The sequence below is a fragment of the Methylobacterium sp. CB376 genome, from assembly GCF_029714205.1.
In the GTDB taxonomy this organism is placed as follows: domain Bacteria; phylum Pseudomonadota; class Alphaproteobacteria; order Rhizobiales; family Beijerinckiaceae; genus Methylobacterium.
In genome coordinates, this window is sequence record NZ_CP121648.1 from 2833492 (window position 1) to 2856028 (window position 22537).

Genomic DNA, 22537 nt, shown 5'->3' on the forward strand with positions numbered 1-22537 from the left:
CGAATTTGCGAAGGCCGCCCGGGTTGGTAGGAATGCTTCACCTATAATACTGACGTTGATCCCACCGCCGAGTTCGCGTCTCAGTCAAAAAATTTCACCTACCCGGCGCGTCTTTGTCGGTTTTTGCAACGCGTGGGTCCAGGAAAGGAGCTTTTCGCGTTTCATGGTGCTCCACCTCCATCCTCAATCTGCGGACATCGACAGCGATCGACGTCGACGCGAAGCTGACCGTCGCCTAACTCGTGGTCGGCTGGAATGCGAGGTACGCTTCGACATTCCCGGGCACCAGCGAGGCCGGTTCGCCTGCCGCGTGCAGCTTACCACGGACGAGCAAGGGCGTACCTGCAGACGGTTTTGAGCAACCCTTTGCAGCGGGACCTCGACGAGCCTGTCGCAAACGCGATCGCGCCGGCGTTCACGGGTCGTTAGGCATCCCCGCCCAGCTTGCCGCTCCGCCTCACCGCCGGGTCCGGACCCGGTCCGTCCACGGTCTAGACCCGCTCCAGGTCCGGCAGCCGGTCGCGCAGGAAAGCCGGCTTCTCGGCCCCTGCAAGGTCCGTCACCACCGCTCGCGCGCCGCCGTCGCCGAGCCGATGGAGGAGCGCGTCCGGGCCCGAACAGCGTGAAGAGCGGGACGGTGATCAGCCCGGCCCGGGAGCTCGCGAGGTGCGCGATCGCGGTCTCCGGGCTCGGCGGGAGCAGCGCGCCGAGGCGGTCGCCCCGCCGCAGGCTCTGAGTGGCGAGCCGGTTGGCGAAGCGGTTCGAGGCGGGCCGGAGGTCGTCGAAGCCGAAGTGCTGCGTGGCGTCCGCCCCGTCGAGGTCGATCAGTGCCAGCGGATCGCCGGGGGCGTGCCGGTCGCAATCGTCGGCGCCGATGATGTAGCGCTGCGGGATCGCCCAGCAGAAGCCTGCGACGAGGTCGGCATGGTGTCCGCGCGCTGCAGCATCGGCACGCTCCGCTCCCGCATCGTTCCTGCGGGGAACGGCTCGCGCGACGGCGCTGGCCACCCCTCCGATGTCCGGAACGCTCGTTCACCGATTTTCCGCCGTCAGGCGGGCGGCGGGCCTCCGGGAGCGGCTTGCCTTGCCGCCCGGGATCGGCTGTGACGGACGGGGCCGCCGCACTCCGCCGGAAAGAGCGTCGGTGCCGGCCCGGGAGGAAGTCCTTCGATGAAACGATCCGCTGCCGGCCTGCGCCGGGCCGCCCTCGCGCTCTCCCTCCTCGCCGGCCCCGCCGCGGCGCAGGTCTCGGACGATGTGGTCCGCATCGGGGTGCTCACCGACCTCTCGGGACCCTACGCCGACAGCGGCGGGCGCGGCTCGGTGATCGCGGCCGAGATGGCCGCCGCGGATGCCGGCGGCTGGATCCTGGGTAAGCCGGTCGAGATCGTCTCGGCCGACCACCAGAACAAGCCCGACGTGGCGTCGAGCATCGCCCGGCGCTGGTACGACGTGGAGAAGGTCGACGCGGTCGTCGACCTGCCAGTCACGGCCATCGCGCTCGCCGTCCAGGCCGTGTCCAAGGAGAAGAACCGCACCGTGATGATCACGGCCGCGGCGACCTCCGACCTCACCGCCAAGACCTGCTCGCCCACGTCGTCACACTGGACCGACGACACCCACGCGCTCACGGCCGGCACCGCGCGTGCGGTGTTCGAGCGCGGCGGCCGATCCTGGTACTTCATCACCGTCGACCATGCCTTCGGGCACGCGCTCCAGAAGGAGGCCACGGCCGTCGTCGAGTCGCTCGGCGGCAAGGTGGTCGGCACGTCGCGCCACCCCATCGCCACCGCCGACTACTCCTCCTTCCTGCTCCAGGCCCAATCCTCGGGCGCCGACGTGGTCGCCTTCGCCAGCGTCGGCGACGACTTCACTAAGGCGATCAAGCAGGCGAACGAGTTCGGCCTGACGCAGGGGGGGCAGACCCTCACGGGCTTCCTCGTCTACATCACCGATATCAAGGGGCTCGGGCTGCCGGTCGCCCACGGCCTGACCTTTTCCTCGGCCTTCTACTGGGACCAGAGCGAGCCCGCCCGCGCCTTCGCCAAGCGCTTCCAGGACAAGACCGGCGTGATGCCGACCAAGAACCAGGCGCTGATCTACACCGCCGTGACGCATTACCTGAAGGCGGTCGCACAGGCCGGCACGGACGAGGCGCTCGCGGTCAACAAGGCGATGCGGGCCATGCCGGTCGCCTTCTTCGGCCATCCCGCGACCTTGAGGGCCGACGGGCGGCTTCTCTACGACCCCGTCCTCTATCGGGTGAAGGGCGAGCGCGAGAGCAAGGGCCCCTGGGACCTCTACGAGGCGGTGCGCTCCATCCCGCAGGGCGAGGCCTTCCTGCCGATAAACCCGGCTTGCGCCGGGCAGAACGGGTGAGCGCGGTGGACGCGGCCGAGCGCGCCAGACGCTTCGACCTGCGGCGCCTGCCGGAGGGGTTCATCGAGGACCCCTACCCGGTCTACGCGGCCCTGCGCACCCACGCCCCAGTCCACGTCTTCGCGCCGGGGCAGGTCCTGCTCACCCGCTACGTGGACCTGGAGCGGGTCTACAAGGACGCCGCCACTTTCAGCTCCGACAAGGTCGTGGAGTTCGGGGCCAAGTTCGGTCCCTCTCCCTTGTACGCGCATCACACGACGAGCCTCGTCTTCAACGACCCGCCGCGCCACACCCGGGTCCGGCGGATCATCGCGGGTGCCCTGGCGCCGCGGGCGATCGCCTCGATGGAGGCGAGCATCGTGGCGCTCGTCGACGGGCTCCTCGACGCGGCGGAGGAGCGCGGCCGGATCGACCTGATCGAGGATTTTGCCGCCGCGATCCCCGTCGAGGTGATCGGCAACCTGCTCGGCGTGCCGCGGGCCGAGCGGGAGCCGCTCCGGGCGTGGTCGCTCGCCATCCTGGGCGCGCTGGAGCCGGTCCTCGACGCCGCCACGATGGAGGCCGGCAACCGCGCCGTAACCGAATTCCTGGACTACCTGAAGCGTCTCGTCGCCGAGAGGCGGCGCCGTCTCGGTGATCCGGAGCGGGACATCCTGACCCGTCTGATCCAGGGCGAGATGGAGGGGGAGCGCCTCTCGCCCGAGGAATTGCTGCAGAACTGCATCTTCATCCTTAATGCCGGCCACGAGACCACCACCAACCTGATCGGCAACGGGCTGCACCTGCTGACGCAATGGCCGGAGGCGCGCGAACGGCTCCTCTCTGAGCCGGATCTGCTCCGCCGGGCGGTCGAGGAGATGCTGCGCTTCGAGAGTTCGAACCAGCTCGGCAACCGCATCGCTGCCAAGCCCTTCGCGCTCGGTGGACGCGATTTCCCGGCGGGTACCCAGATCACGCTCGGCATCGGGGCGGCGAACCGTGATCCGGACCAGTTTCCCGATCCCGACCGCTTCGACGTTGCCCGCGAGCCGAATCGCCACCTCGCCTTCGCGAGCGGCATCCACCAATGCGTCGGCATGACCGTCGCGCGGCTGGAGGGGCGGATCGCCATCGGGCGCTTCCTGGCGCGGTTTCCGTCCTACGCGCTCGATGGTCCGCCGCTTCGCTCGCGGCGGGTGCGCTTCCGCGGCTTCAGCCGGCTGCCGGCCCGTGTCGAAGCCTGACTCGCCAGCGCCGCGCGATGGCGGCGCGATGCGGCAGCATCTCGGGCGGTCGGTACGAGACGAGGACGCGCCCGCCCGCGCCTTCGGCGGCGTGGGGGCCGCTCCCGTCCCTGTCCGATCCCATGGCACCCCGCGGGCCTTTGCTCGCCACGATCCCGGTCGCCGAGGCGTTCCGTTCGGAAGCCGAGGGCGGCCGCGCGCTCGACCGTGATCCGTCCCGACCAACAGGAGATCCCGCCATGAACCAGCACGGCCGTCTCGATCCCGCGGGCACGATTGCCGCGGCCCAGATCCACCCCGGCTACATGTCAGGCTTCGGCAACGGCTTCGAGACCGAGGCACTGCCGGGCGCGCTGCCGATCGGACGCAACTCGCCGCAGATTTGCCCCTACGGCCTCTACGCCGAGCAGCTCTCGGGCTCACCCTTCACGGCGCCCCGCACCGCCAACGAGCGCTCCTGGCTCTACCGCATCCGCCCCACGGTGATGCACTGGGGCGACTTCCGAAAAGTCGACGCTCGCCTCTGGCTTACGGCACCGGCGGAGCTGGTCGACCTGCCGCCCGCGCCCCTGCGCTGGGACCCGGTGGCCATCCCCTCGGAACCCCTGTCCTTCGTGGAGGGCATCTGCACCGTGACCACGGCGGGCGACGCCGGTGCCCAGGCAGGTATGGGCGCCCACTTCTACTTCGCCACCCGCTCGATGCCGGACGAGTACTTCTCCAACGCGGACGGTGAGATGCTGGTCGTGCCGCAGGAGGGAGCGCTCCGCTGGCGCACCGAGTTCGGGATCATCGACGTCGAACCGGGCGAGGTCTGCGTGATCCCGCGCGGGGTGAAGGTCGCGGTCGACCTCCTCGGCGGGCCGGCGCGGGGCTACGTCTGCGAGAATTACGGCGGCGCCTTCACACTGCCGGAGCGCGGCCCGATCGGCGCCAACTGCCTCGCCAATCAGCGCGACTTCCTCACCCCGGTCGCCGCCTACGAGGACCGCGACGCGCCCGGGACCATGCTGGTGAAGTGGGGCGGCGCGCTCTGGGCGGCGGAGATCGACCACTCGCCCCTCGACGTGGTCGCCTGGCACGGCAACTACGCGCCCTACAAGTACGACCTGCGCAAGTTCTCGCCGGTTGGGCCGATCCTGTTCGACCACGCCGACCCGTCGATCTTCACGGTGCTGACCTCGCCCTCCGAGACGCCCGGCACCGCCAACATCGACTTCGTGATCTTCTCCGACCGCTGGCTCGTGGCGGAGAACACCTTCCGGCCGCCCTGGTACCACCTCAACGTGATGAGCGAGTTCATGGGGCTGGTCTACGGGGTCTACGACGCTAAGACCGGCGGCGGCTTCCGGCCGGGCGGGGCCTCGCTGCACAACACGTTGCTGCCGCACGGGCCGGACGTTGACGCCTTCGAGAGGGCGTCGAACGTCGATCTCAAGCCGCACAAGTTGGAGGGCACGCTCGCCTTCATGTTCGAGACGCGCTTTCCCCAGAAGGTCAGCCGCTTCGCCGCTGAGACGCCCGCCCGGCAGAAGGACTACGCCGCTTACGGGCGCAAGCTCGCCAAGCACTTCGACCCGAACCGTGCCGAGGCGCGGTGATGGCCGACATCGACGCCACCCACGCCGCGACCTTGCGCTCCTGGGTGCCCGGCGCGAACGGCCACTCGGACTTTCCGATCCAGAACCTGCCGCTCGGGGTGTTCTCGCCGGGTGACGGGACGCCGCGGGCGGGCGTCGCGATCGGCGGGCGCATCCTCGACTTGCCGGCGCTGCTTGCCGCGAACCTCCTCTCGGGCGAGGCCGCGCTCGCCGCCGAGGCCGCGGGCGGGACGACGCTCAACAGGCTCCTTGCCTTGGGGGCGGGGCCGCGCCGGGCGCTGCGGGCGCGCCTGTCAGCCCTGTTCGCGGAGGGCTCGCCGGATCGCGACCGGGTCGCGCCCCTGCTGCATGAGGCCTCGTCCTGCCGGCTCCACCTGCCGGCCGCGATCGGCGACTACACCGACTTCTACGTCGGTATCCACCACGCGGAGAATATCGGCCGGCAATTCCGGCCGGACAACCCGCTCCTGCCGAACTACAAGCACGTGCCGATCGGCTACCACGGCCGCGCCTCCTCGATCCGGCCCTCGGGCACCCCGGTGCGGCGCCCGCGCGGGCAGTCAAAGCCGCCGGAGGCGGGCGACCCGGTCTTCGGCCCCTCGCGGCGACTCGACTACGAACTCGAACTCGGGGTGTGGATCGGCCCCGGCAATACTCTCGGCGAGCCGATCGCGATCGGCGACGCGCACGCGCACATCGCGGGCGTGTGCCTCCTCAATGATTGGTCGGCGCGGGACATCCAGGCGTGGGAGTACCAGCCGCTGGGACCGTTCCTCGCCAAGAACTTCGCCACGACGATCTCGCCCTGGATCGTCACGGCGGAGGCGCTCGCACCCTTCCGGATCGCGCAGAGCCCCCGGCCGGAGGGCGATCCGCGGCCGCTGCCCTACCTAACCGACGAGGTCGACCAGCGAAGGGGCGCCTTCGACCTCCGGCTCGAGGTGCTGCTGCTGACGCCCGGCCTGCGAGCGGCGGGCCTCGGCCCCCACCGGATTTCGGCCTCGAACACGCGGCACATGTACTGGACCGTGGCGCAGATGGTGGCCCACCACACCGGCGGCGGCTGCAACCTGCAGCCGGGCGACCTGCTCGGGACGGGCACGATCTCCGGCCCGGACCGCGACGCCTGCGGCAGCCTCCTCGAAGCGACCCTCGGTGGCCGGGAGCCGCTCCGGCTCGCGTCGGGCGAGGAGCGCCGGTTTCTGGAGGACGGCGACGAGGTGATCCTGCGGGCACGCGGCGTCCGCGACACCTTCGCGCCGATCGGCTTCGGCGAGTGCCGGGCGGAGCTCCTTGGAGCGGCGCCCTGAAGCTCTCCGGCGATCGGCGCTCGACCTCTCATCCTCCCGGCTGCGCATCCCGTTGGGGTGTCTCTGCAAAGGGGTTCACCGCCCCGCGCCACGCGCCGACGCTCGCCCCGACCCGGCCCGTGTGCGAGGTCGCGTGCTCGGCGTTGCGGCTGATGCTCGCGGTCTCCTGCTCCTGCTGGCCCGATAGCCTGCGTAATCTCGGCGGCGAGCGCGTCCAAGGTCCTCCATGGCGGCGCGGGTCGCCTGGATAGCCTGCAGGGTGCCGCCCGTCGCGCTCTGGATGCCGCCGACTTGGCGGACGATCTCGTCGCCGGCCTTCGATCTGATCGGCGCGCGCCTCTACCTCGCTCGCCACCACCGCGGAGCCCCGCCCCGCCGCCGCGATCGCGGCGAAGGCCTGCGTAGTGGTCCACCGCCGCGCTCGGAGGTCTGCTGCAGACCCCGACGATGACGCGGATCGAGCGCTTCAGCGCGGGGAGCGTGACTATACTCCGCCGAACCGGATTGCAGCGCGGCTCACCCGTGCGGTGCACCAGACGCTCTCGACTGAGACGGGCGCGAGAAAATTGTATGTCTGTAGATTATTACGAATTCACCGAAGCATCTACAAAGAATTTTGGCTGAGCCGCACGACCAACTCATCGGAACCGATTGGTGCGGGAGACCGTTGCTCATTGCGATGCAGCATGAAACCTCATACTGCCGCGGGGCCCCGGGCCTCGTGCTGTCACGGGGTCGCGGGCGCGGTGACCCGTCCCACGTCGACATCAAGAGAGCGCACGAACGCGCCGGACAACGGAAGATCCTGCAACTCAACGCCTCGAAATCACCACGAGGAACTCAGGACCGAGTGGATTCGCCACTGCTTGAGTTCCGTGTTGATGATCTTCATCCCACCCTGCACGAGGGTTAGCATGACCACCATCAGGCAGCTGATTCAAACCAGTCCAGCCAAGGCAACCGAACTCCTTGCGAGGCTCGCAGAGACCTCCGAGAACGCGGTTAAGACGCGAGAGCGCCTGCTTGCTGAACTCAAGTCTGAGTTGGAGCTCTCCGCTCAGCTTGAAGAAGAGCACCTTTTTCCTGTCCTTCGTAAGCACAAAGAGACCAGGGAGCTCGTGGCTCAGGCTCTGAACGACAACAGACAGACCCGCAGGCTGCTGGCTGAACTTGAGCAGACGCCGAAGAGTAGTGAGGAGTTCGCCCCCAAGGTTGCTGAGCTGAGAAAGGTGTTTCAGCAAAGCGTGCGTGATGAGCGGAAGGAGCTGCTCCCGACAGTTATGAAGGTGCTAAGCGACGAGGAGGCGCAGACCGTTGCCGGTAAGATCGAGGACGGCAAGGCCGAAGTCGAAGAGGCAAGGCGCGTTGAGGCTGAACAGCGGCGTGCCGAGCAAAAGCGGGAGCGTGACCAGGCTGAAGCCGACGAAGCCAGGCGCGTTGAGGCTGAACAGCGCCGCGCCGAGCAAAAGCGGGAACGTGATCGGGCAGAAGAGGTGCTAGCTAGGGAGAAGGAAGCTGCAGACCGCGAGCGGAGCTCCAGGGCGGCGGCACGACAGGCCGCTGAGCAAGTCAGGCAAGCGGCCGAGGTCGTGGAGGAGAGCTCCCGGACGGTAATCCGGACCGCTGCGGAGGGCGCTCAGCGCACTGCCGCTGCGCCGTTAAGCTCGGGCTCCCTATTCTGGGATGCGATGTTTGGCATGTGGGGCTTCCCGCAGGGCCGTTCCGTCGCTCGTTCGGCGACTGCCCCAGCATCCTCGACCCGGCAATCCACCCACGAGGAGGAAGTAATTCCTCTGGCGGAAGAGACGCTGATCGTGGGCAAGCATACGGTGAACAGCGGCACCACCACGGTCCGCCGCTACGTCGTGGAGAACTCGGTTGAGCAGAAGGTGGCGCTCTATGACGAAAGGGTTGTGGTTGAACGGCGCAGGCCAGCTACCGACGCTGTAACGGGTGAGGCCTTGACTGAACTCACTGTCGAGATGATCGAGACATCCGAAGTGCCGATCGTCGGAAAAGGCGTCAAGGTGCGGGAAGAGGTCGTCGTCCGCCGCGAGCGCACGAAGCGTATCGAAACGGTGAGAGACACAGTGCGGCGCGACGAGGTCGAGATCTCGAATACGAAAGAGCGCGCAGCCAACGCGCGACCGAACTTGGCTTACAGTAACAAGTAATCTGCTGGGCCTTATGGTCTTGGATCGCGATCAATGACTTGATCGCGATCTTTCTGTTCCTGTGGGATCCGGGATCCGCCTGATCGAAGCGGATCCCGGATCCCAAGCCCGCGCGGCGCCTGAGCGACGCCGACATCCGCATGGCCGAAATCGGAGATGGCGAAGCCATCAACCGGATGCCGTATGAGGAGCTTGACAGCAGAAGCAAGACTGCTGGCGAGGTGTGCAGGTCGCATGCCGTCAAGGCCATCGGCTCAGGAACCGTCATGCCGTGAGAGATGGTGCAAGCCCACCCGCGTAGCACCCGTGTGGCAATCAACGCCGTTTCAGGCTTTTGTTCGTAAGTGCCATGTGGGCGTCGATCGCCTGCCCGATCTTGGCTCTCGCCGAGTAGTGGATCATGTGTCCTTGGCCTCGCAGAATCAGCAACGTGCTTCCGACCACGTCCTCTTGGAGACGCCGGGACTGCGCGCGGGCGTCGACGACCGCGTCCGCGTCGCCGGCCAGGATTGCGACGGGCAAGCGAAGCGTCGGGTAGTGTCGCTCAAGCAGAGCCGCGGCCGCGTTCATGGTCGCGGTGTCCTCCGCGCTTGCGCGCGCCTGGGTAGGGTGGATTGAAATCGCGACCGGGAACCGCGCCATGAAGCGTGCTGGGACCGGTTGCGGCTTGAACACGTGCCGGAAGACCTGCGGTGCGAGGAGGTGTCCGATGGCGTCCGGCATTAAAGCGCGTGCGACATCGCCCATGCCCGGGACGGCGAGCGGCGTGATCAGGGCCACATCGGTCCGCCGACTCGGATAGTAGTATCCCGCCAGCAGGACCAACCCTCGCAGGTCGGATTGGGTTTGGGTGGCGAGCGCCAGCGACACGATGGTGCCCCAGGAATGCCCCACGATAACGGGCCGTTCGACGTTGAGCTGCGCCAGCACGCGCTCGAGGAGCCGTGCCTGCGCCGATGCCGTCCAGATGCGGTGCCTCGGTCGCTCCGTGTGACCGAATCCCGGCCGGTCTATCGCGATCACGCGATATTTCTTCGCGAGTTGATCGAGGAGGCCGGAGATGACGAAGTCCTCCGCCATCGTCCCATTGCCGTGGATCAGCACCACCGGCCGCCCTTTGCCGCGCACGATGTAGTGAACCCTCAGCCCGTCGACATCGACAAACCGCCCGGGTGGTCGGCTCGACGGTTCTCGCTCGAGCGCCTTCAGCATGTGCCTCGTCTGCCGAACGACTTTGGTCTGCTGCTTGGCCGCGGTGTGCGCTGCCTTCACCGTGGACCTGACGAGCTTGGCTGTGCCCGACGCGGTCCGGCGTGTTGCGCGCCGTGAATCAAACCGAAACAAAACCATTCCTCCGACCTGCCGACGCCGCCTGGTGCTGCCTGTGGCTGAGAGCCGTCTTTGCCCCTGAGCCCTGACCCGAGCCAGGCATCCAGGCCTCGGCTAAGGCAGCGAGAATATCCGTGACGGCGGCACCGTGCATGCTGCGCGGCAGAATGCCGTCCCTATACAGCCCCGCAGCCAGCGCGTGGCGCGCGGGCATGCGATCGCACCGCGCGGCGGCTGCCGTGCAGAACGCCGCCATGTCCTCGTCCGGCTGCACGACAATCGCGACGCCGGCATACGATGGTCCGGCGTCGAACACCCGCACGGCGATCACGAGGTTCTCCGGCGCGGAGGCTTCGACGCGCTCGTCGAGCAACCAGAGCCGGCGCCTGGAGGCGAGAAGATCCTCGACCCACACGCCCGAGTGCTCGTGCCGGCCGGCCACCCGGAAGATCGAGAAGAACGCATCGGCGAGGCAGGGCGCCAGATCGCGCTCAGGCGAGTCCAGAGAGGCGAGGCGATCGCCCAGGAAGCCGTCGAACACGCGCCGACCGCGCTGGTTGGGCTCGACCAGGGCGACATCGCAAAGCATGTTGAAGGTCGTCTCATCCTCAAGCTGCGCCTCGTCCACGAGGTTGAGTTGCTCAGGGCCCGGTCGAAATCGGCCTTCTTGCAGCGCGGGACTGCTTGAGCGAGAACGACCTGGATGGATGCTCGGACCGGTCGATACTGCGCGAGAATGGCGTCCCGCGTTGTCGGCGTGCTCTCACCGGCCATGGTCCGTCCTTCGTGCCGATCTGGAGATGGGTCACATGAGCAGCATCCGTGAACGGTTCCGGGGCCAGTGGCGGATCACCGAGACCGGCACATGGGACAACGACTACCTCGATATGATCGAGCCGGCCTTCATCGCGTTCGAACCTGGCGGCACGGGCGAGTTCCGCTTCGGGGTGGTCGTCGCGAGCCTCGATTGCTCCTACAGCCAAACGGATGTGGGCTTCCGGTTCCATGGCTCGGATGAGGGGACCGAGGTTTGGGGCGACGGCTGGGCTGAGTTCGACCGACCCGACGCCATCTCCGGCGAGATCGCCTTCTGGAACGGTGACGAGACCACCTTCAAGGCCCGTCGTTGGCCGGGGTCATCTTGCGTCTGGGCGCTTCGAGGATGAAGCGGCGATTAACTCGGCTGATAGTCGAGAATTGCTTTCTGTGAGTGCCGGCGCCACCGCGAGGAGGGGCGGCGTCTCGTCCGCCCCAGGTTCAGCCCGTTACCATGATCGGCGTGCCGCAGACCCGCGTAATCGGCTCACGGCACGGAGCGCTAAGCATGCGGAGGAATCCCGATGGCCCAAGAACAGTTGAATGTCTCTCTTTCGAGGCGCCTACGCTGAATGGTCCAACAGCAAGGCCGCGAATCGTCAATGCTGGATGATCCTCCCTCGAGTTGGTGGACGCCTCTGATACGCTCGTGGGGAGCGAGGAAGGCGTTCAATGGCGACGAAGACGCGACGGGAGTTCACCCCCGAATTCAAGCGCGCGGCGGTGGCCCTCCTGGAGAGCAGCGGGCGCCCGCAGATGCAGATCGCGGCGGAACTTGGCATCCAGCCCTCGATGCTGCGCAACTGGCGCGCTGTTCTCACCGGCGAGGCGCCCCGCTCGCGGGCGGCCGCTCCGGCAGCACAGCCCTTCTCACCCGTGGCCTCACCCGCCGATCAGGTTGCTGAGATCGCGCGGCTGCGTCGCGAGCTGGAGCGCGCCCGCACGGAGCGCGACATTTTAAAAAAGGCCATCGGCATCTTCGCGGAGACGCCGCGATGAAGTTCCGTTTCATCGATGACCACCAGGGCACTTGGCCCGTGCGCACCCTCTGCCGCGCGCTGCGGGTCTCGCCATCCGGCTACGACGCGTGGCGCTCGCGGCCCGAGGGCGGTGCGCAAGAAGCAGAGCTACCCGCAGGCCCAGTTCCAGCGCCTGCGCGCCCGCCGCGGTCCCAACAAGGCGATCTGCGCCGTGGCCGCCTCCCTGCTCACCGCCGCTTACCACATGCTCCTCGACGGGACAGCCTACATCGATCTGGGACCCCACCGCTTCCGAAACGTCGATCCGGAGCACCGCGCCAAGGCCCTCGTGCGCCAGATCGAGCGGCTCGGCTTCATCTGCACCCTCACGCAGGCGGAGCCAGTTTCTATCTAGATCGCGACCTCCGCCCCGCTCGCGATGGTGGCGGGATCGAAGGCGACGCCCTTGACGAGGGCGAAGACCTCCAGGCCCGGCCTCAGGCCGAGTTCGTGCACCGCGTGCCGGGTGAGCGAGGCGGAGAGCAGGGCCGCCCCGCAGGCGATCTCGACCGTCGCGTAGGCGCCGGGCTGCTGCGCGATGGTCCGGATCGTGCCGGGCAGGTGATTGCGGGCGCTGAGGCCGCGCGGGCGCTCCAGGGCCACCAGCACGTCGCGGGCGCGCACGCGCACGCGCACGCCGCTCCCCACCGGCAGGTCCAGGCGGGGCACGGTCAGGCTGCCCACGGCGCCTTCGAGCCGCGTCAGGCCGAAATCCGGGTCGTGGCCCGCGACCCGCAGCTCCAGGAGCGCGCCCGCCTCCGCGGCCTGCGGCCCGGGCAGCAGGTCGGACCGGCGCAGGATCGCGTCGGCCGGCCCGCTCGCCGCGACCCGGCCGGCCTCCAGCACCACCACCGTGTCGGCGAGCCGGGCCACCTCCGCCACCGCGTGGCTCACGAACATGATCGGGACCCGGGCCTCGTCCCGCAGCCGCTCCAGGTAGGGCAGGATCTCGGTCTTGCGGGCCTCGTCGAGGGCCGAGAGCGGCTCGTCCATCAGGAGCAGGCGCGGATGCGCGAGGAGGGCCCGGCCGATCGCCACCCGCTGCCGCTCGCCGCCCGAGAGTCCGGCGGGGCGCCGGGCGAGGAGGGGGCCGAGGCCGAGGAGATCGGCGACCGCGCCGAGGGAGGGCTCCGCCCGGCCGGGAGCCGCGCTCCCGGACCCCGCGAACCAGCGCCCGAAGAGCAGGTTCTGGCGCACGCTGAGGTGCGGCAGGAGCCGCGCGTCCTGGAAGACGTAGCCGACGCGGCGCCGGTGCACCGGCACGCAGATCCCGGCCGCCGTGTCGAGCAGCACCGCGCCGTCCACCACGACGCGGCCCGCCCGCGGACGCAGCAGGCCGGCGACGACGTTGACCAGGCTCGTCTTGCCCGCGCCCGAGCGGCCGAACAGGGCCGTGACGCGGCCCGCGGCCGTGAAGGCGGCGTCGAGGGAGAAGTGCCCCAGCGCGTGGCTTGCCTCGACGGTGATCACGCGCCGAGCCGCCGCTTCGCCCGCCGCGCCAGCCCCTCCGAGGCGAGGAGCGCCGTCATCGAGACGGCGACGGAGACCAGGGTCAGCCGCAGGGCCCCGTCCTCCCCGCCCGGCACCTGCGTCAGCGCGTAGATCGCGGAGGGCAGGGTCTGGGTCTCGCCGGGAATGTTCGACACGAAGGTGATGGTGGCGCCGAACTCGCCCATGGCCTTGGCGAAGGCGAGCACCGCGCCGGCCAGGATGCCCGGCAGGGCGAGCGGCAGGGTGACGACGGCGAAGACCCCGAGCGGCGGCGCCCCGAGGGTGGCGGCCGCCTGTTCGAGGCGCGGGTCGATCGCCTCGATCGAGAGCCGCATCGCCCGCACCATCAGGGGAAAGCCCATCACCGCGCAGGCGAGGGCGGCGCCGGTCCAGCGGAACGAGAACACGATCCCGATCTCGGCCAGGGCGGCCCCGAACAGGCCCCGGCGGCCGAAGCCGAGGAGCAGGAGGTAGCCCGTCACCACCGGCGGCAGGATCAGCGGCAGATGCACCAGGCCGTCGAGCAGGGCCCGGCCGCGGAAGCGTCCCCGGGCGAGGAGCAGGGCGACGAGCAGCCCCGGGACCAGGCTCGCCAGCGTGGCGACGCCCGCGACCTGCAGGCTGAGCCGCAGCGCGCTCCACTCGTCGGGCGTGAGGACAGGCAGGGCTCCGCTCCGGTCGGCGAGGCGTGACGGCTCCGCTCTAGCACGGTTCTCGCATGAGGCCGCGAGGAGGAGCGCCGGATCCGGTGTCGCAGGGGCAGCGGAGTTCGGGCATCCTCGCGTCCGACGCGTCGCCCGAGGGAGGAGCCCGCATGCCGCCAGCCAGCCACGACCGCGATTTCGATCTCGTCGTCCGAGGGGGGCTGCTCGCCACCGCGGCCGAGACCTTCGAGGCAGATCTCGCGATCAGGGACGGTCGCATCGCCGCGATCGGCCGCGCGCTCCGCCCGGGCGCCGAGGAGATCGACGCCAAGGGCCTCGTCGTGACCCCGGGCGGGCTCGACCCGCATTGCCACATCGAGGAGCCCTCGGAGGCGGGCGGCGTCCAGGAGGAGAGTTTCGCCTCGGGCTCCGCGGCGGCGCTCGCCGGGGGCACCACCTCCTTCATCTGCTTCGTGCCGCAATGGAAGGGTCACCCGATCGCCCGCACGGCGCCCGGCTACGAGGCGCGCGCCCGCGCCTCGCGGGCCGATTACGGCTTCCACCAGATCATCACCGACCCGACGCCGGAGGTGCTGGAGCGCGAGGTGCCGGCCCTGGTGGCGCGCGGCATCCGCAGCCTCAAGGTCTTCCTCACCTACGATCCGCTGCGGCTGACCGACGGCCAGTACCTGGAGGTGCTGGCGACGGCGCGCCGGCTCGGCGCGCTCGTCACCGTGCATTGCGAGAATTTCGACGCGATCGGCTGGCGCATCCGGGCCCTCCTGGCGGCGGGCCTGACCGATCCGCTCCAGCACGCCTGGGCGCGCCCGCCCGTGGTCGAGCGGGAGGCGACGCACCGCGCCATCGCGCTCGCCGAACTCGTCGACCAGCCGATCCAGATCTTCCACGTCTCCTGCGACGAGGCGGCCGAGGAGATCGCCCGCGCGCGGGCCCGCGGCGTCAAGGTCTGGGGCGAGACCTGCCCGCAATACCTCACCCTCTCGACGGAGGATCTGGCGCGGCCGGATTTCGAGGGCGCGAAGGTGGTCTGCTCGCCGGCCCTGCGGGCGCCGGCCGAGCGGGAGCGGATCTGGGCGCGGATCGCGGACGGGACGCTCGACATCGTCTCCTCCGACCATTGCGGCTTCTCCTTCGCCACCGCCAAGCGCGACCCGGGGAGCAGCGGCTACGGCCAGGGCGGGGCCGAGGCGCGGCCGGACGGGATGCCGGCCTTCAACGCCATCCCGAACGGCGTGCCGGGCATCGAGACGCGGCTGCCGCTGCTGTTCTCCGAGGGGGTTTCCAAGGGCCGGATCGACCTGCCCACCTTCGTGCGCCTGACCTCGGCCAACGCGGCGCGGCTGTTCGGCCTCGCCGGCCGCAAGGGCACGCTGGCGCCGGGCGCCGATGCCGACCTCGTTCTCTGGGACCCCTCGGCCGAGCGCCGGATTCGCAACGCGGCGCTCCACCACGCCATCGACTACACGCCGTGGGAGGGGCTCGCCGTGACGGGCTGGCCCGCCACGGTGATCCGCCGGGGCGAGGTCGCGGTGCGCGACGGCGCCGTCCTGGCCGAGCCCGGTTCCGGGCGCTTCCTCGCCCGCGGGCCCTACCCGCTCGTGCGCCCGACCGGGCGGGTGCCGGACGGATTCGATGCCGCGGCCGTGCCGCCCCGGAGCTGAGGCGGCACGCACGCGCCGCTCAGGCGGCGCGCACGCGCCGCTCAGGCGGCGCGCACGCGGGCGAGGAAGTCGTTCACCTCGCGGCCGAGCTGGTCCGACTGGCGCGAGAGGTCCGAGGAGGCCGCCAGGACCTGGGAGGCCGCCGCGCCGGTCTCGCCCGCGGCGGCCGCGAGCCCGCCGACATTGGCCGTCACCTCGCCGGTCCCCTCGGCGGCCTGGGCGACGCTGCGCACGATCTCCTGCGTCGCCGCGCCCTGCTCCTCGACGGCGGCGGCGATCGAGGTCGCCACCCGGCTGATCTCCTCGATCCGCCGCGTGATCGCGCCGATCGCCGAGACCGTCTGGCCCGTGGTGCCCTGGATGCGGGCGATCTGGGCGGTGATCTCCTCGGTCGCGCGCGCGGTCTGGTTGGCGAGTTCCTTGACCTCGGCGGCGACCACCGCGAAGCCGCGGCCGGCCTCGCCGGCCCGCGCCGCCTCGATCGTGGCGTTCAAGGCCAGCAGGTTCGTCTGGCCGGCGATCGCCGTGATCATGGTCACCACGTCGCCGATCTTGCCCATCGCGGCGCTGAGTTCGCGCACCGACTCGGCCGTGACGCCGGCCTCCTGCACCGCCTCGCGGGCGAGTTCGGCCGATCCGCCGACCTGCCGGCTGATCTCCCGCACCGAGGCGCCGAGTTCCTCGGCGGCGGCCGCGACGGTGTTGACGTTGGTGGCCGCCTCCTCGGCGGCGGCCGCGACGCTGGTCGATTGCTCCGCCGTCATCGTGGCGGCCCCCGCCATGCCCTGGGCGGTGGCCTGGAGCTGGCTCGCCGCGGCCGAGACGAGGCCGACGATGCTGCCGACCGCCTGCTCGAAGCCGTCCGCCATCTCCCGCATGGCCGCGCGCCGCTGCGCCTCCGCGCCCGCCCGCGCCGCCTGGCTGTCCTCCTCCAGGGCGCGCATGCGCAGCAGGCTGTCCTTGAAGACCTGGACCCCGTCCGCCAGGGTGCCGAGCTCGGTCCGCTCGCCCCGGTGCGGGATCGCCGCCGAGACGTCGCCGGCGGCGAGCGCCTGCATGGGCGCGACCACCGAGGCGATGCCCCGCGTGACGCCCCGCACGATCAGGCCGGCGAGGGCGACCGCCAGGGCGAGCCCGGCCGCGATGCCGAGCCAGGCCATGGTGCGGGCGGTGTCGTAGGCGCCCTCGCTCATCGCCTGGGCCCGCTCCGCCCCGTCGTTGGTGTAGGCGACCAGCTTCTCGAGGGCGTCCGACATCGCCCGGCGCGGCCCGATCGCCTTCGTCTCGTAATGCTGGAAGGCCGCCGCCTTCTCGCCCCGGCGCGACAGGTCGAGGACGATCTGGCGCTCGGCCTCGAACGCCTCGGCGGTCCGGCGATAGGCATCGTAGAGCGCGCGCTCCTCCGGCGCGTTGATCAGGCGCTCGTACTTGGCCTTGGCCTCCTCGACCCAGGTGCCGAACCGCACCAGGTCCTTCTCGATCGTGGCCGTGAGGGCCGGATCGGTGGCCAGGATGTGGCGGAAGAGGACACCGTTCAGCCGCGCCGCCCGCGTGTCGATCTCGCCCAGGGCGCGCACGCCCGGGAGCCAGTCCTTCTCGACGGCCGCCGATTGCTCGCGCATCCGTTGGGTGCTGACGAGGCCGAGGGCGCCGAGCCCCACGATGACGAGGCCGAGAAGCGTGAACGCAGCGATCAATTTCGTGCGGATGGACAGGGGCTGGACCGACACGACCGACTCCAAAGGCTGGCTTGGCCGCCCGAACCCAGGGGCGCACCGCCGACGCGCCATTCTTTGGATTGCACTCGTTACCAGAGAGATAATGATTACCAATGCTGAAACCCGGAGGCCGGCATTTGTTGCGGACATTATTCTTAGATCGCGCCCGGCCGCGCGGGCAGGCCTGGTGCAATGCACCAGATCGAGTGGTGATCTGGCGGCGCGCCCCCTGCGTCAACCTGAGACGATGCCCCAAGGGCAGATCAGAGAAGGTCGCGCCCGGGCGTCGGATCAGCTGGCCCGCGCCGAGCGGCGGAGCGGGGAGGAGCGCGGCGCCGCGTTGGCGCCGGTCGACCTGGGTCCTTGGTCCTAGAAATAGGAATTAAGGTACATTTCACCACTTCGCCGCGCGAACTCGGCCGAGATCCGCTCCCCCTGGGGCGAATTCATCCCTGGTTAGGATTTCGAACAGCCAATGCACGGGCGCCGTCCCGGCGCCGTCATCAGGCAGGTTTTCGATGATCCACCAGCTCGTCTATTACAGCCGCAACACCGTGCAGGGCGGCGACCGCGCGATGCTGACCAACCTGCGCGAGATCGTGTCGGCCTCGCAGCGCAACAACGGCCGGGACGGCATCACCGGCTTCCTGATCTTCGACAAGACGTGGTTCGTGCAGATCCTGGAGGGCGACCGCGCCCGCGTCTCGGACACCTACGCGCGGATCGGGCGGGACACGCGCCACAGCGCGGCGACGATCGTGACCGTGCAGAACGTCCCGGCGCGGCTCTTCCCGAACTGGACCATGGGCGGCGCGATGCGCAACCCGGAGATGCAGGAGGTCTTCCTGGCCCACGGCATCGGCGGCCCGCTCGATCCGGTCCGGATGAGCGCCCGGCAGATCCTCGGCCTCGCCGTCGATCTCGACGCCTTCGAGCGCGCCAAGCGCGAGCCCCAGCGCCTCGCCGGCTGAGGCGCCGGAACCGCGCCCGGACGCCCAAGAACTGTGCGATCTCGAACATTGTGCTGCCTCGCACCCGGCGCACAAGGTTCGAGAGGATCGAGGATTCTATCGCTTGACCGAGTTCATCAACCGCTCATAGTCTTTCTTCACACGAAACGGCGGCCCACCAGGTAAATCCCGAGCGACCTTGCGGTCGCGCGGCCGGGCGCTGCTGTGCGACGGTGAGGGAGCAGCATGAGCAAGTCGATGGTCGGAATCTGCGCCGTCCTCCTCTCGGTCGCCGCGGCGACCGCGAGCCGGGCCGAGGGCACCGCGGCGCAGAGGGCCGCCTGCACGCCGGACGTGTTCCGGCTGTGCAGCAGCGAGATCCCGGACGTGGGCCGGATCAAGGCCTGCCTGCGCCGCGAGCGGGTGAATCTCAGCAGCGGCTGCCAAGCGGTGTTCAACGAGATCGACCGCACCGCGGCGCCGGGCGCGGTCGTGCAGAACGTCAGGTCCTGACTCCGGCTTCCCGGGCGAACAGGGTTTCCATCTCGCGCCGCAGGCGGACCGCCGGGTCCTCGCTGTTGAACGAGACGTCCTCCCAGCGCACGAGGCTGCCGGCCGGCACCGGCCGGGTCAGCGTGAAGCCGTGGGCGAGGCCGATCGGCAGGCCGCCCGCGGCGAGCGAGGCGGAGGCCGGCATCAGGCGGCCGTAGACCGTGTGGCCGCCCTCGCCGTCGAGGCGGTCGCCGGCCCGCAGGTCGCGCTTGGCGGTCGCCACCACGTCGGCGCGGAACTCGCGCGTGGCGCCGGTGGGCTCGCCGCGCACCACCAGGCTCGCCACCGAGAGGCCGAGTTCGAGCCCGATCAGGTGGTAGGGCTTGTACATCGCCGCGTAGCGCCCGCTCGCGTCGGTGCGCAGCCCGTACTCGGCGAAGCAGCGGCGCACGTAGTCCGAGGGCGCCTCGATCACCACGTAGACGCCCCAGCGCAGGTCGCGGAAGACCGGGCGCCCGTCCCGCTCCAGCGAGGAGACCACCTCGACGGTGCCGGCGAAGGGCAGGGCGCCGCCCGCCTCGCGCGGGCGCAGCACGCTCGGCAGGTCGTCGACCCCGCAGGGCGGGAAGGCGAGGCCGTCCGGGCCGGGATCGAGCCGGCAGGCATTGGCGACCGCCGCCATCTCCAGGGCGGACTTGGTGCCGTCCAGGAAGGAGTTGAACATCTGCGGGTTGAAGTCCCCGGCGGCCACCTGCTCGGGCGTGAAGCCGTAATGGCCCCAGACGGTGTCGGGCGTCGAGGCGTGGTAGGCGGGCAGGTACTTGGTGCCCTTTCCGGCGCAGACGACCGGGAATCCCGCGGTGCGGGCCCAATCGACCAATTCGGCGATCAGCGCCGGCTGGTCGCCATAGGCGAAGGAGTAGAGGATCCCGGCCTCGGCCGCCTGCCGGGCGAGGAGGGGCCCGGCCAGCGCGTCGGCCTCGACGTTGACCATGACCACGTGGCGGCCGTGGCGGCAGCAGAGCAGGGCGTGGCGGATGCCGGCGCCCGGATGGCCGGTGGCCTCGATCACCACGTCGACCCCGTCGGCGGCGATCAGCGCCGCAGCGTCGTCGGTCACGAAGGTGCCGCCGCCGCGCAGGGCCTCGGCGACCGAGCGGGCCGCGACCTGCTCGGCCGGCCAGCCGACCCGCGCCGTCGCCGCCCGGGCGCGCTGCGGGTTGAGATCGGCGATGCCGAGGACGTGGAGGCCCGGCGTGCGCGGCGCCTGCGACAGGAACATGGAACCGAACTTGCCGGCGCCGATCAGCGCGACGCGGACGGGCCGGCCGGCCTGCGCTCGGGCGGCGAGTGCATGATGGAGACTCACGGCGCGTTCCCTCCCGACCCCGGCCGCGCCGCTCGGCGCGCTGCGGCGGCGCTTGAGGCGGCATCATGGCCGGGAACCGCGCGGCGCGCCACACGCGCGTGAGGGCCGGCGCGCCTCACCCGACCAGGTCGCGATGATCAGGATGCCGCCGCAGCCAAGCGGCCGCGTAGCCGCAATAGGGCAGGATGCGCAGCCGCTCGCGGCGGGCCTGTGCGGCGATCTCCGCCATCAGGCGGCCGGCCGCGCCGGTGCCCCGCAGCGAGGGCGGCGCGTAGACGTACAGGATGGCGAGGCTCCCGTCCCGCCGGTCGTAATCGGCGAACACGACCTGCCCGCCCACCGCGAGCTCGAAGCGCTTCGCCTCTGTGTTGTCGCGCAGGCTCATTCCGGGCTCCGGGTCGTCCGGACAACGGGGCAGGGCGGCACCGGGTTTCGGGCGGGATCAGGCGGGGCGCGGCGCGGCCGCCTCCGCCCGGCTCCCGGGCGCCGTCCCGGCGGGACCCGCGAGGAGGCCGCGCAGGCCGGCGACCAGGTGCTCGGCGGCGACCGCGTCGAGGGCGGCCGCGGCGGCAGGCCGCGGGCGGCCCCGGTGCCAGGTCGTTCCGGTCAGCGCGAGCAGGTCGTCGCGGGCGATCAGGGCGGCGAAGTCCTGCGCCACCGCCTCGGGCGCGCGCATGAAGGGACGCCACAGCCACGCCATCAGCCGGAAGACGCCCCGGAAGTGCCGGGCGAAGGCGGTGCGCGTCATGCCCGGTTCGAGGGCGTGCACGGCGACGCGCTCGGCGCGCAGGGCGCGCGCGAAGGCGGTCACGAGCTGCATCTGGGCGAGCTTCGTGGCGAAGTAGGTCGCGTTCGGATCGAACGGCTCGCCCCGGAAGAGGCCCGGGAGATCGTAGCGGCCCCAGCGATGCACCAGGGAGCCGGTGACGACGAGCCGGGGAGAGGGGGCCCGGGCGAGGAATGGGCGAACCGCCTCGATCAGGCAGTAGGTGCCGAGGACGCCGGTGGCGAAGCCGAGTTCCAGCCCCTCGGGCGTCAGGATGCGCCGCCAGGGCTGCACCGCCGCGTTGGCGAGGACGACGTCGATGCGCGGCGCGATGGCCGCCAGATCCCCGGCCAGGGCGCGGATCTGCGGCGGGCGGGCGAGGTCGCAGCGCAGGACGAGCGTGTCCGCGGGCCAGGGGCCGGGCGGATCGGGCGCGCCGGGGCGCAGCACCAGGAGGAGGCGGTCGCCGCGGGCGGCCAGCGCGCGGGCCGTCGCGAGGCCGATGCCCGAGCCGGCGCCGGTGATGAGAACATGGTCGCGCATCGCGCCGCCCGCCATCGCATCCGCGTGACCGAGGAGCCTGCGTCATCGTGACGGGTCCGCGCCGCTGCCGCAAGGGCAGGAGGGGCCCCCGGGCGGGCGCCGCGCCGATGGACGCGGGGGAGCGATCTCCGGTATCGGATGCGCCCCGCCCCGAATCGGAGCCTCGGATGCGCCGCCTCCTCGCCCTCCTCCTCGTCGGTCTCGCGCAGGTCGCCCGGGCCGAGGAGGCCGCGCCGCCGGTGCGGGCGGATCCGGTCGCGCCGGAGGCGCCGGCGCGCCAGCCCTACCTCGCCCCCGGCGCCCTCGACACCATCGCCGTGCTGGCGCCGCCGCCGCAGGCCGGGACGGAGGCGGAGGCCGCCGACCGGCTGACCTTCGCGCGCACCCGGGCGCTCAAAGGGACGCCGCGCTGGGCGCTCGCCACCGCCGACGTGGCGGGCGGGGCGAGGGCCCTCCTGGCGGATTTCTCCTGCGCCCTCGGCACAAGCCTCGATTCGACGCAGCTGCCGGTCACCACGGCCCTGCTCGAACGCGCGCGGCTCGACGTGGCGGCGGCGGTCGAGGCGCCCAAGGAGCATTACCGGCGGACCCGGCCGCATGTCGGCAACGGCCTGCCGGTCTGCGTCGCCCGCAGCGAGCGGCTGGCGCGGAGCGCCTCCTACCCGTCCGGTCACGCGACCGAGGGCTGGACCTTCGCGCTGATCCTCGCCTCGGCCGCGCCCGCGCAGGCGACCGGGATCCTGCGCCGCGGCCGCATCTACGGGGAGAGCCGGCTCGTCTGCGGCGTCCACTGGCGCAGCGACGTCGAGGCCGGCCGCACCGCCGGCGCCGCCCTGTACGCCGCCCTGGTGGCCAGCGCCCCTTTCCGGGCCGATCTCGACCGCGCGCGGGCGGAACTCGCCGCGGTGCTCGCCCGGCCGGCGCAGCCGCCCGAGGAGGCGACCTGCGCCCGGGAGGCCGGTGCCGCGGCCGAGCCGCTCCCCTGACGGGGCGCGCAGGAGCGCGACGGGGCGCGCAGGAGCGCGCCCGGG

21 protein-coding genes and 1 pseudogene are annotated in these 22537 nt (G+C 70.9%); 13 read left to right on the forward strand and 9 right to left on the reverse strand.

The genetic code is table 11. From position 1 onward, the window contains the following. Positions 1 to 183 precede the first annotated feature (183 nt). Entirely contained in the window at positions 184 to 1008 is an 825-nt protein-coding gene (locus tag QA634_RS35855) for an AMP-binding protein (RefSeq protein WP_168169151.1), read from the reverse strand. Positions 1009 to 1170: 162 nt separating this feature from the next. Between QA634_RS35855 and QA634_RS12805 the strand changes: the two genes are divergently transcribed. The 6 genes from QA634_RS12805 to QA634_RS12830 all read left to right on the forward strand — a co-directional run bounded on the left by QA634_RS12805 (position 1171) and on the right by QA634_RS12830 (position 8962). Beyond that, positions 1171 to 2379, forward strand: coding sequence for an ABC transporter substrate-binding protein (locus QA634_RS12805; RefSeq protein ID WP_012332379.1), 1209 nt, complete (start codon positions 1171 to 1173; stop codon positions 2377 to 2379). Then, complete coding sequence (locus QA634_RS12810) at positions 2376 to 3602, forward strand: cytochrome P450 (protein ID WP_012332380.1); 1227 nt, start codon at positions 2376 to 2378, stop codon at positions 3600 to 3602. Before QA634_RS12805 ends, QA634_RS12810 begins: the two co-directional genes overlap by 4 nt. A 239-nt stretch (positions 3603 to 3841) precedes the next feature. Then, on the forward strand, positions 3842 to 5203 hold the full coding sequence (gene hmgA / locus QA634_RS12815; RefSeq protein ID WP_012332381.1) for a homogentisate 1,2-dioxygenase: 1362 nt from the start codon (positions 3842 to 3844) through the stop codon (positions 5201 to 5203). After that, the gene (fahA, locus tag QA634_RS12820; protein ID WP_012332382.1) at positions 5203 to 6513 is read left to right on the forward strand and encodes a fumarylacetoacetase; all 1311 of its coding nucleotides are present in this window, start codon (positions 5203 to 5205) and stop codon (positions 6511 to 6513) included. Before hmgA ends, fahA begins: the two co-directional genes overlap by 1 nt. A gap of 914 nt (positions 6514 to 7427) precedes the next feature. Further along, positions 7428 to 8687 carry a DUF2382 domain-containing protein gene (locus tag QA634_RS12825; RefSeq protein ID WP_043701157.1) on the forward strand — a complete coding sequence of 420 codons (1260 nt, stop codon included), beginning with the start codon at positions 7428 to 7430 and terminating at the stop codon, positions 8685 to 8687. A gap of 140 nt (positions 8688 to 8827) precedes the next feature. Continuing rightward, positions 8828 to 8962, forward strand: coding sequence for a hypothetical protein (locus QA634_RS12830; protein ID WP_265576598.1), 135 nt, complete (start codon positions 8828 to 8830; stop codon positions 8960 to 8962). A gap of 40 nt (positions 8963 to 9002) precedes the next feature. On the opposite strand, the gene QA634_RS12835 is transcribed toward QA634_RS12830, so the two are convergent. Then, positions 9003 to 10037, reverse strand: a complete 1035-nt coding sequence (locus tag QA634_RS12835) for an alpha/beta fold hydrolase (RefSeq protein WP_012332384.1) — start codon at positions 10035 to 10037, stop codon at positions 9003 to 9005. Further along, on the reverse strand, positions 10018 to 10644 hold the full coding sequence (locus QA634_RS12840) for a hypothetical protein (RefSeq protein WP_012332385.1): 627 nt from the start codon (positions 10642 to 10644) through the stop codon (positions 10018 to 10020). Before QA634_RS12840 ends, QA634_RS12835 begins: the two co-directional genes overlap by 20 nt. A 181-nt stretch (positions 10645 to 10825) precedes the next feature. On the opposite strand from QA634_RS12840, the gene QA634_RS12845 reads away from it, so the two are divergent. From QA634_RS12845 to QA634_RS35860, 3 genes and pseudogenes are all read left to right on the forward strand, one after another. Beyond that, positions 10826 to 11182 carry a hypothetical protein gene (locus QA634_RS12845; protein WP_012332386.1) on the forward strand — a complete coding sequence of 119 codons (357 nt, stop codon included), beginning with the start codon at positions 10826 to 10828 and terminating at the stop codon, positions 11180 to 11182. Between the two features lie 322 nt (positions 11183 to 11504). Beyond that, positions 11505 to 11831, forward strand: coding sequence for a transposase (locus QA634_RS12850; protein ID WP_012332387.1), 327 nt, complete (start codon positions 11505 to 11507; stop codon positions 11829 to 11831). Between the two features lie 117 nt (positions 11832 to 11948). Next, positions 11949 to 12099, forward strand: a pseudogene (locus tag QA634_RS35860) (IS110 family transposase); the annotation flags it as partial. A gap of 103 nt (positions 12100 to 12202) precedes the next feature. Here QA634_RS35860 and modC read toward each other — a convergent pair. Together modC and modB are read right to left on the reverse strand one after the other, a co-directional pair. Further along, a complete protein-coding gene (gene modC, locus QA634_RS12860) occupies positions 12203 to 13321 on the reverse strand; it encodes a molybdenum ABC transporter ATP-binding protein (RefSeq protein WP_012332388.1) in 1119 nt (372 codons plus the stop codon). Next, complete coding sequence (modB, locus tag QA634_RS12865; protein ID WP_026190656.1) at positions 13318 to 14007, reverse strand: molybdate ABC transporter permease subunit; 690 nt, start codon at positions 14005 to 14007, stop codon at positions 13318 to 13320. The genes modC and modB overlap by 4 nt, the downstream gene beginning before the upstream one ends. Positions 14008 to 14156: 149 nt before the next feature. Here modB and hydA point away from each other — a divergent pair, with 149 nt between their 5' ends. Continuing rightward, positions 14157 to 15668 (forward strand): dihydropyrimidinase, encoded by a 1512-nt coding sequence (gene hydA, locus QA634_RS12870; RefSeq protein ID WP_012332389.1) that lies wholly within the window; start codon positions 14157 to 14159, stop codon positions 15666 to 15668. Between the two features lie 41 nt (positions 15669 to 15709). Here the strand turns inward: hydA and QA634_RS12875 are convergent, their stop codons facing one another. Further along, the gene (locus QA634_RS12875) at positions 15710 to 17398 is read right to left on the reverse strand and encodes a methyl-accepting chemotaxis protein (protein WP_018260893.1); all 1689 of its coding nucleotides are present in this window, start codon (positions 17396 to 17398) and stop codon (positions 15710 to 15712) included. A 506-nt stretch (positions 17399 to 17904) separates the two neighbouring features. Here QA634_RS12875 and QA634_RS12880 point away from each other — a divergent pair. Both QA634_RS12880 and QA634_RS12885 read left to right on the forward strand, forming a co-directional pair. Further along, positions 17905 to 18357, forward strand: coding sequence for a BLUF domain-containing protein (locus QA634_RS12880; protein ID WP_012332391.1), 453 nt, complete (start codon positions 17905 to 17907; stop codon positions 18355 to 18357). A gap of 225 nt (positions 18358 to 18582) precedes the next feature. Beyond that, positions 18583 to 18849 (forward strand): hypothetical protein, encoded by a 267-nt coding sequence (locus QA634_RS12885; RefSeq protein WP_018260892.1) that lies wholly within the window; start codon positions 18583 to 18585, stop codon positions 18847 to 18849. On the opposite strand, the gene QA634_RS12890 is transcribed toward QA634_RS12885, so the two are convergent. The 3 genes from QA634_RS12890 to QA634_RS12900 form a co-directional block, all read right to left on the reverse strand. Further along, positions 18839 to 20197, reverse strand: coding sequence for an NAD(P)H-dependent oxidoreductase (locus tag QA634_RS12890; RefSeq protein WP_012332393.1), 1359 nt, complete (start codon positions 20195 to 20197; stop codon positions 18839 to 18841). The genes QA634_RS12885 and QA634_RS12890 overlap by 11 nt on opposite strands. A 115-nt stretch (positions 20198 to 20312) precedes the next feature. Further along, on the reverse strand, positions 20313 to 20582 hold the full coding sequence (locus QA634_RS12895) for a GNAT family N-acetyltransferase (protein ID WP_012332394.1): 270 nt from the start codon (positions 20580 to 20582) through the stop codon (positions 20313 to 20315). Positions 20583 to 20639: 57 nt separating this feature from the next. Next, entirely contained in the window at positions 20640 to 21506 is an 867-nt protein-coding gene (locus tag QA634_RS12900; RefSeq protein WP_265576600.1) for an SDR family NAD(P)-dependent oxidoreductase, read from the reverse strand. 167 nt (positions 21507 to 21673) lie between these two features. Between QA634_RS12900 and QA634_RS12905 the strand changes: the two genes are divergently transcribed. After that, positions 21674 to 22492, forward strand: coding sequence for an acid phosphatase (locus QA634_RS12905; protein ID WP_012332396.1), 819 nt, complete (start codon positions 21674 to 21676; stop codon positions 22490 to 22492). The last annotated feature ends 45 nt before the right edge of the window (positions 22493 to 22537 follow it).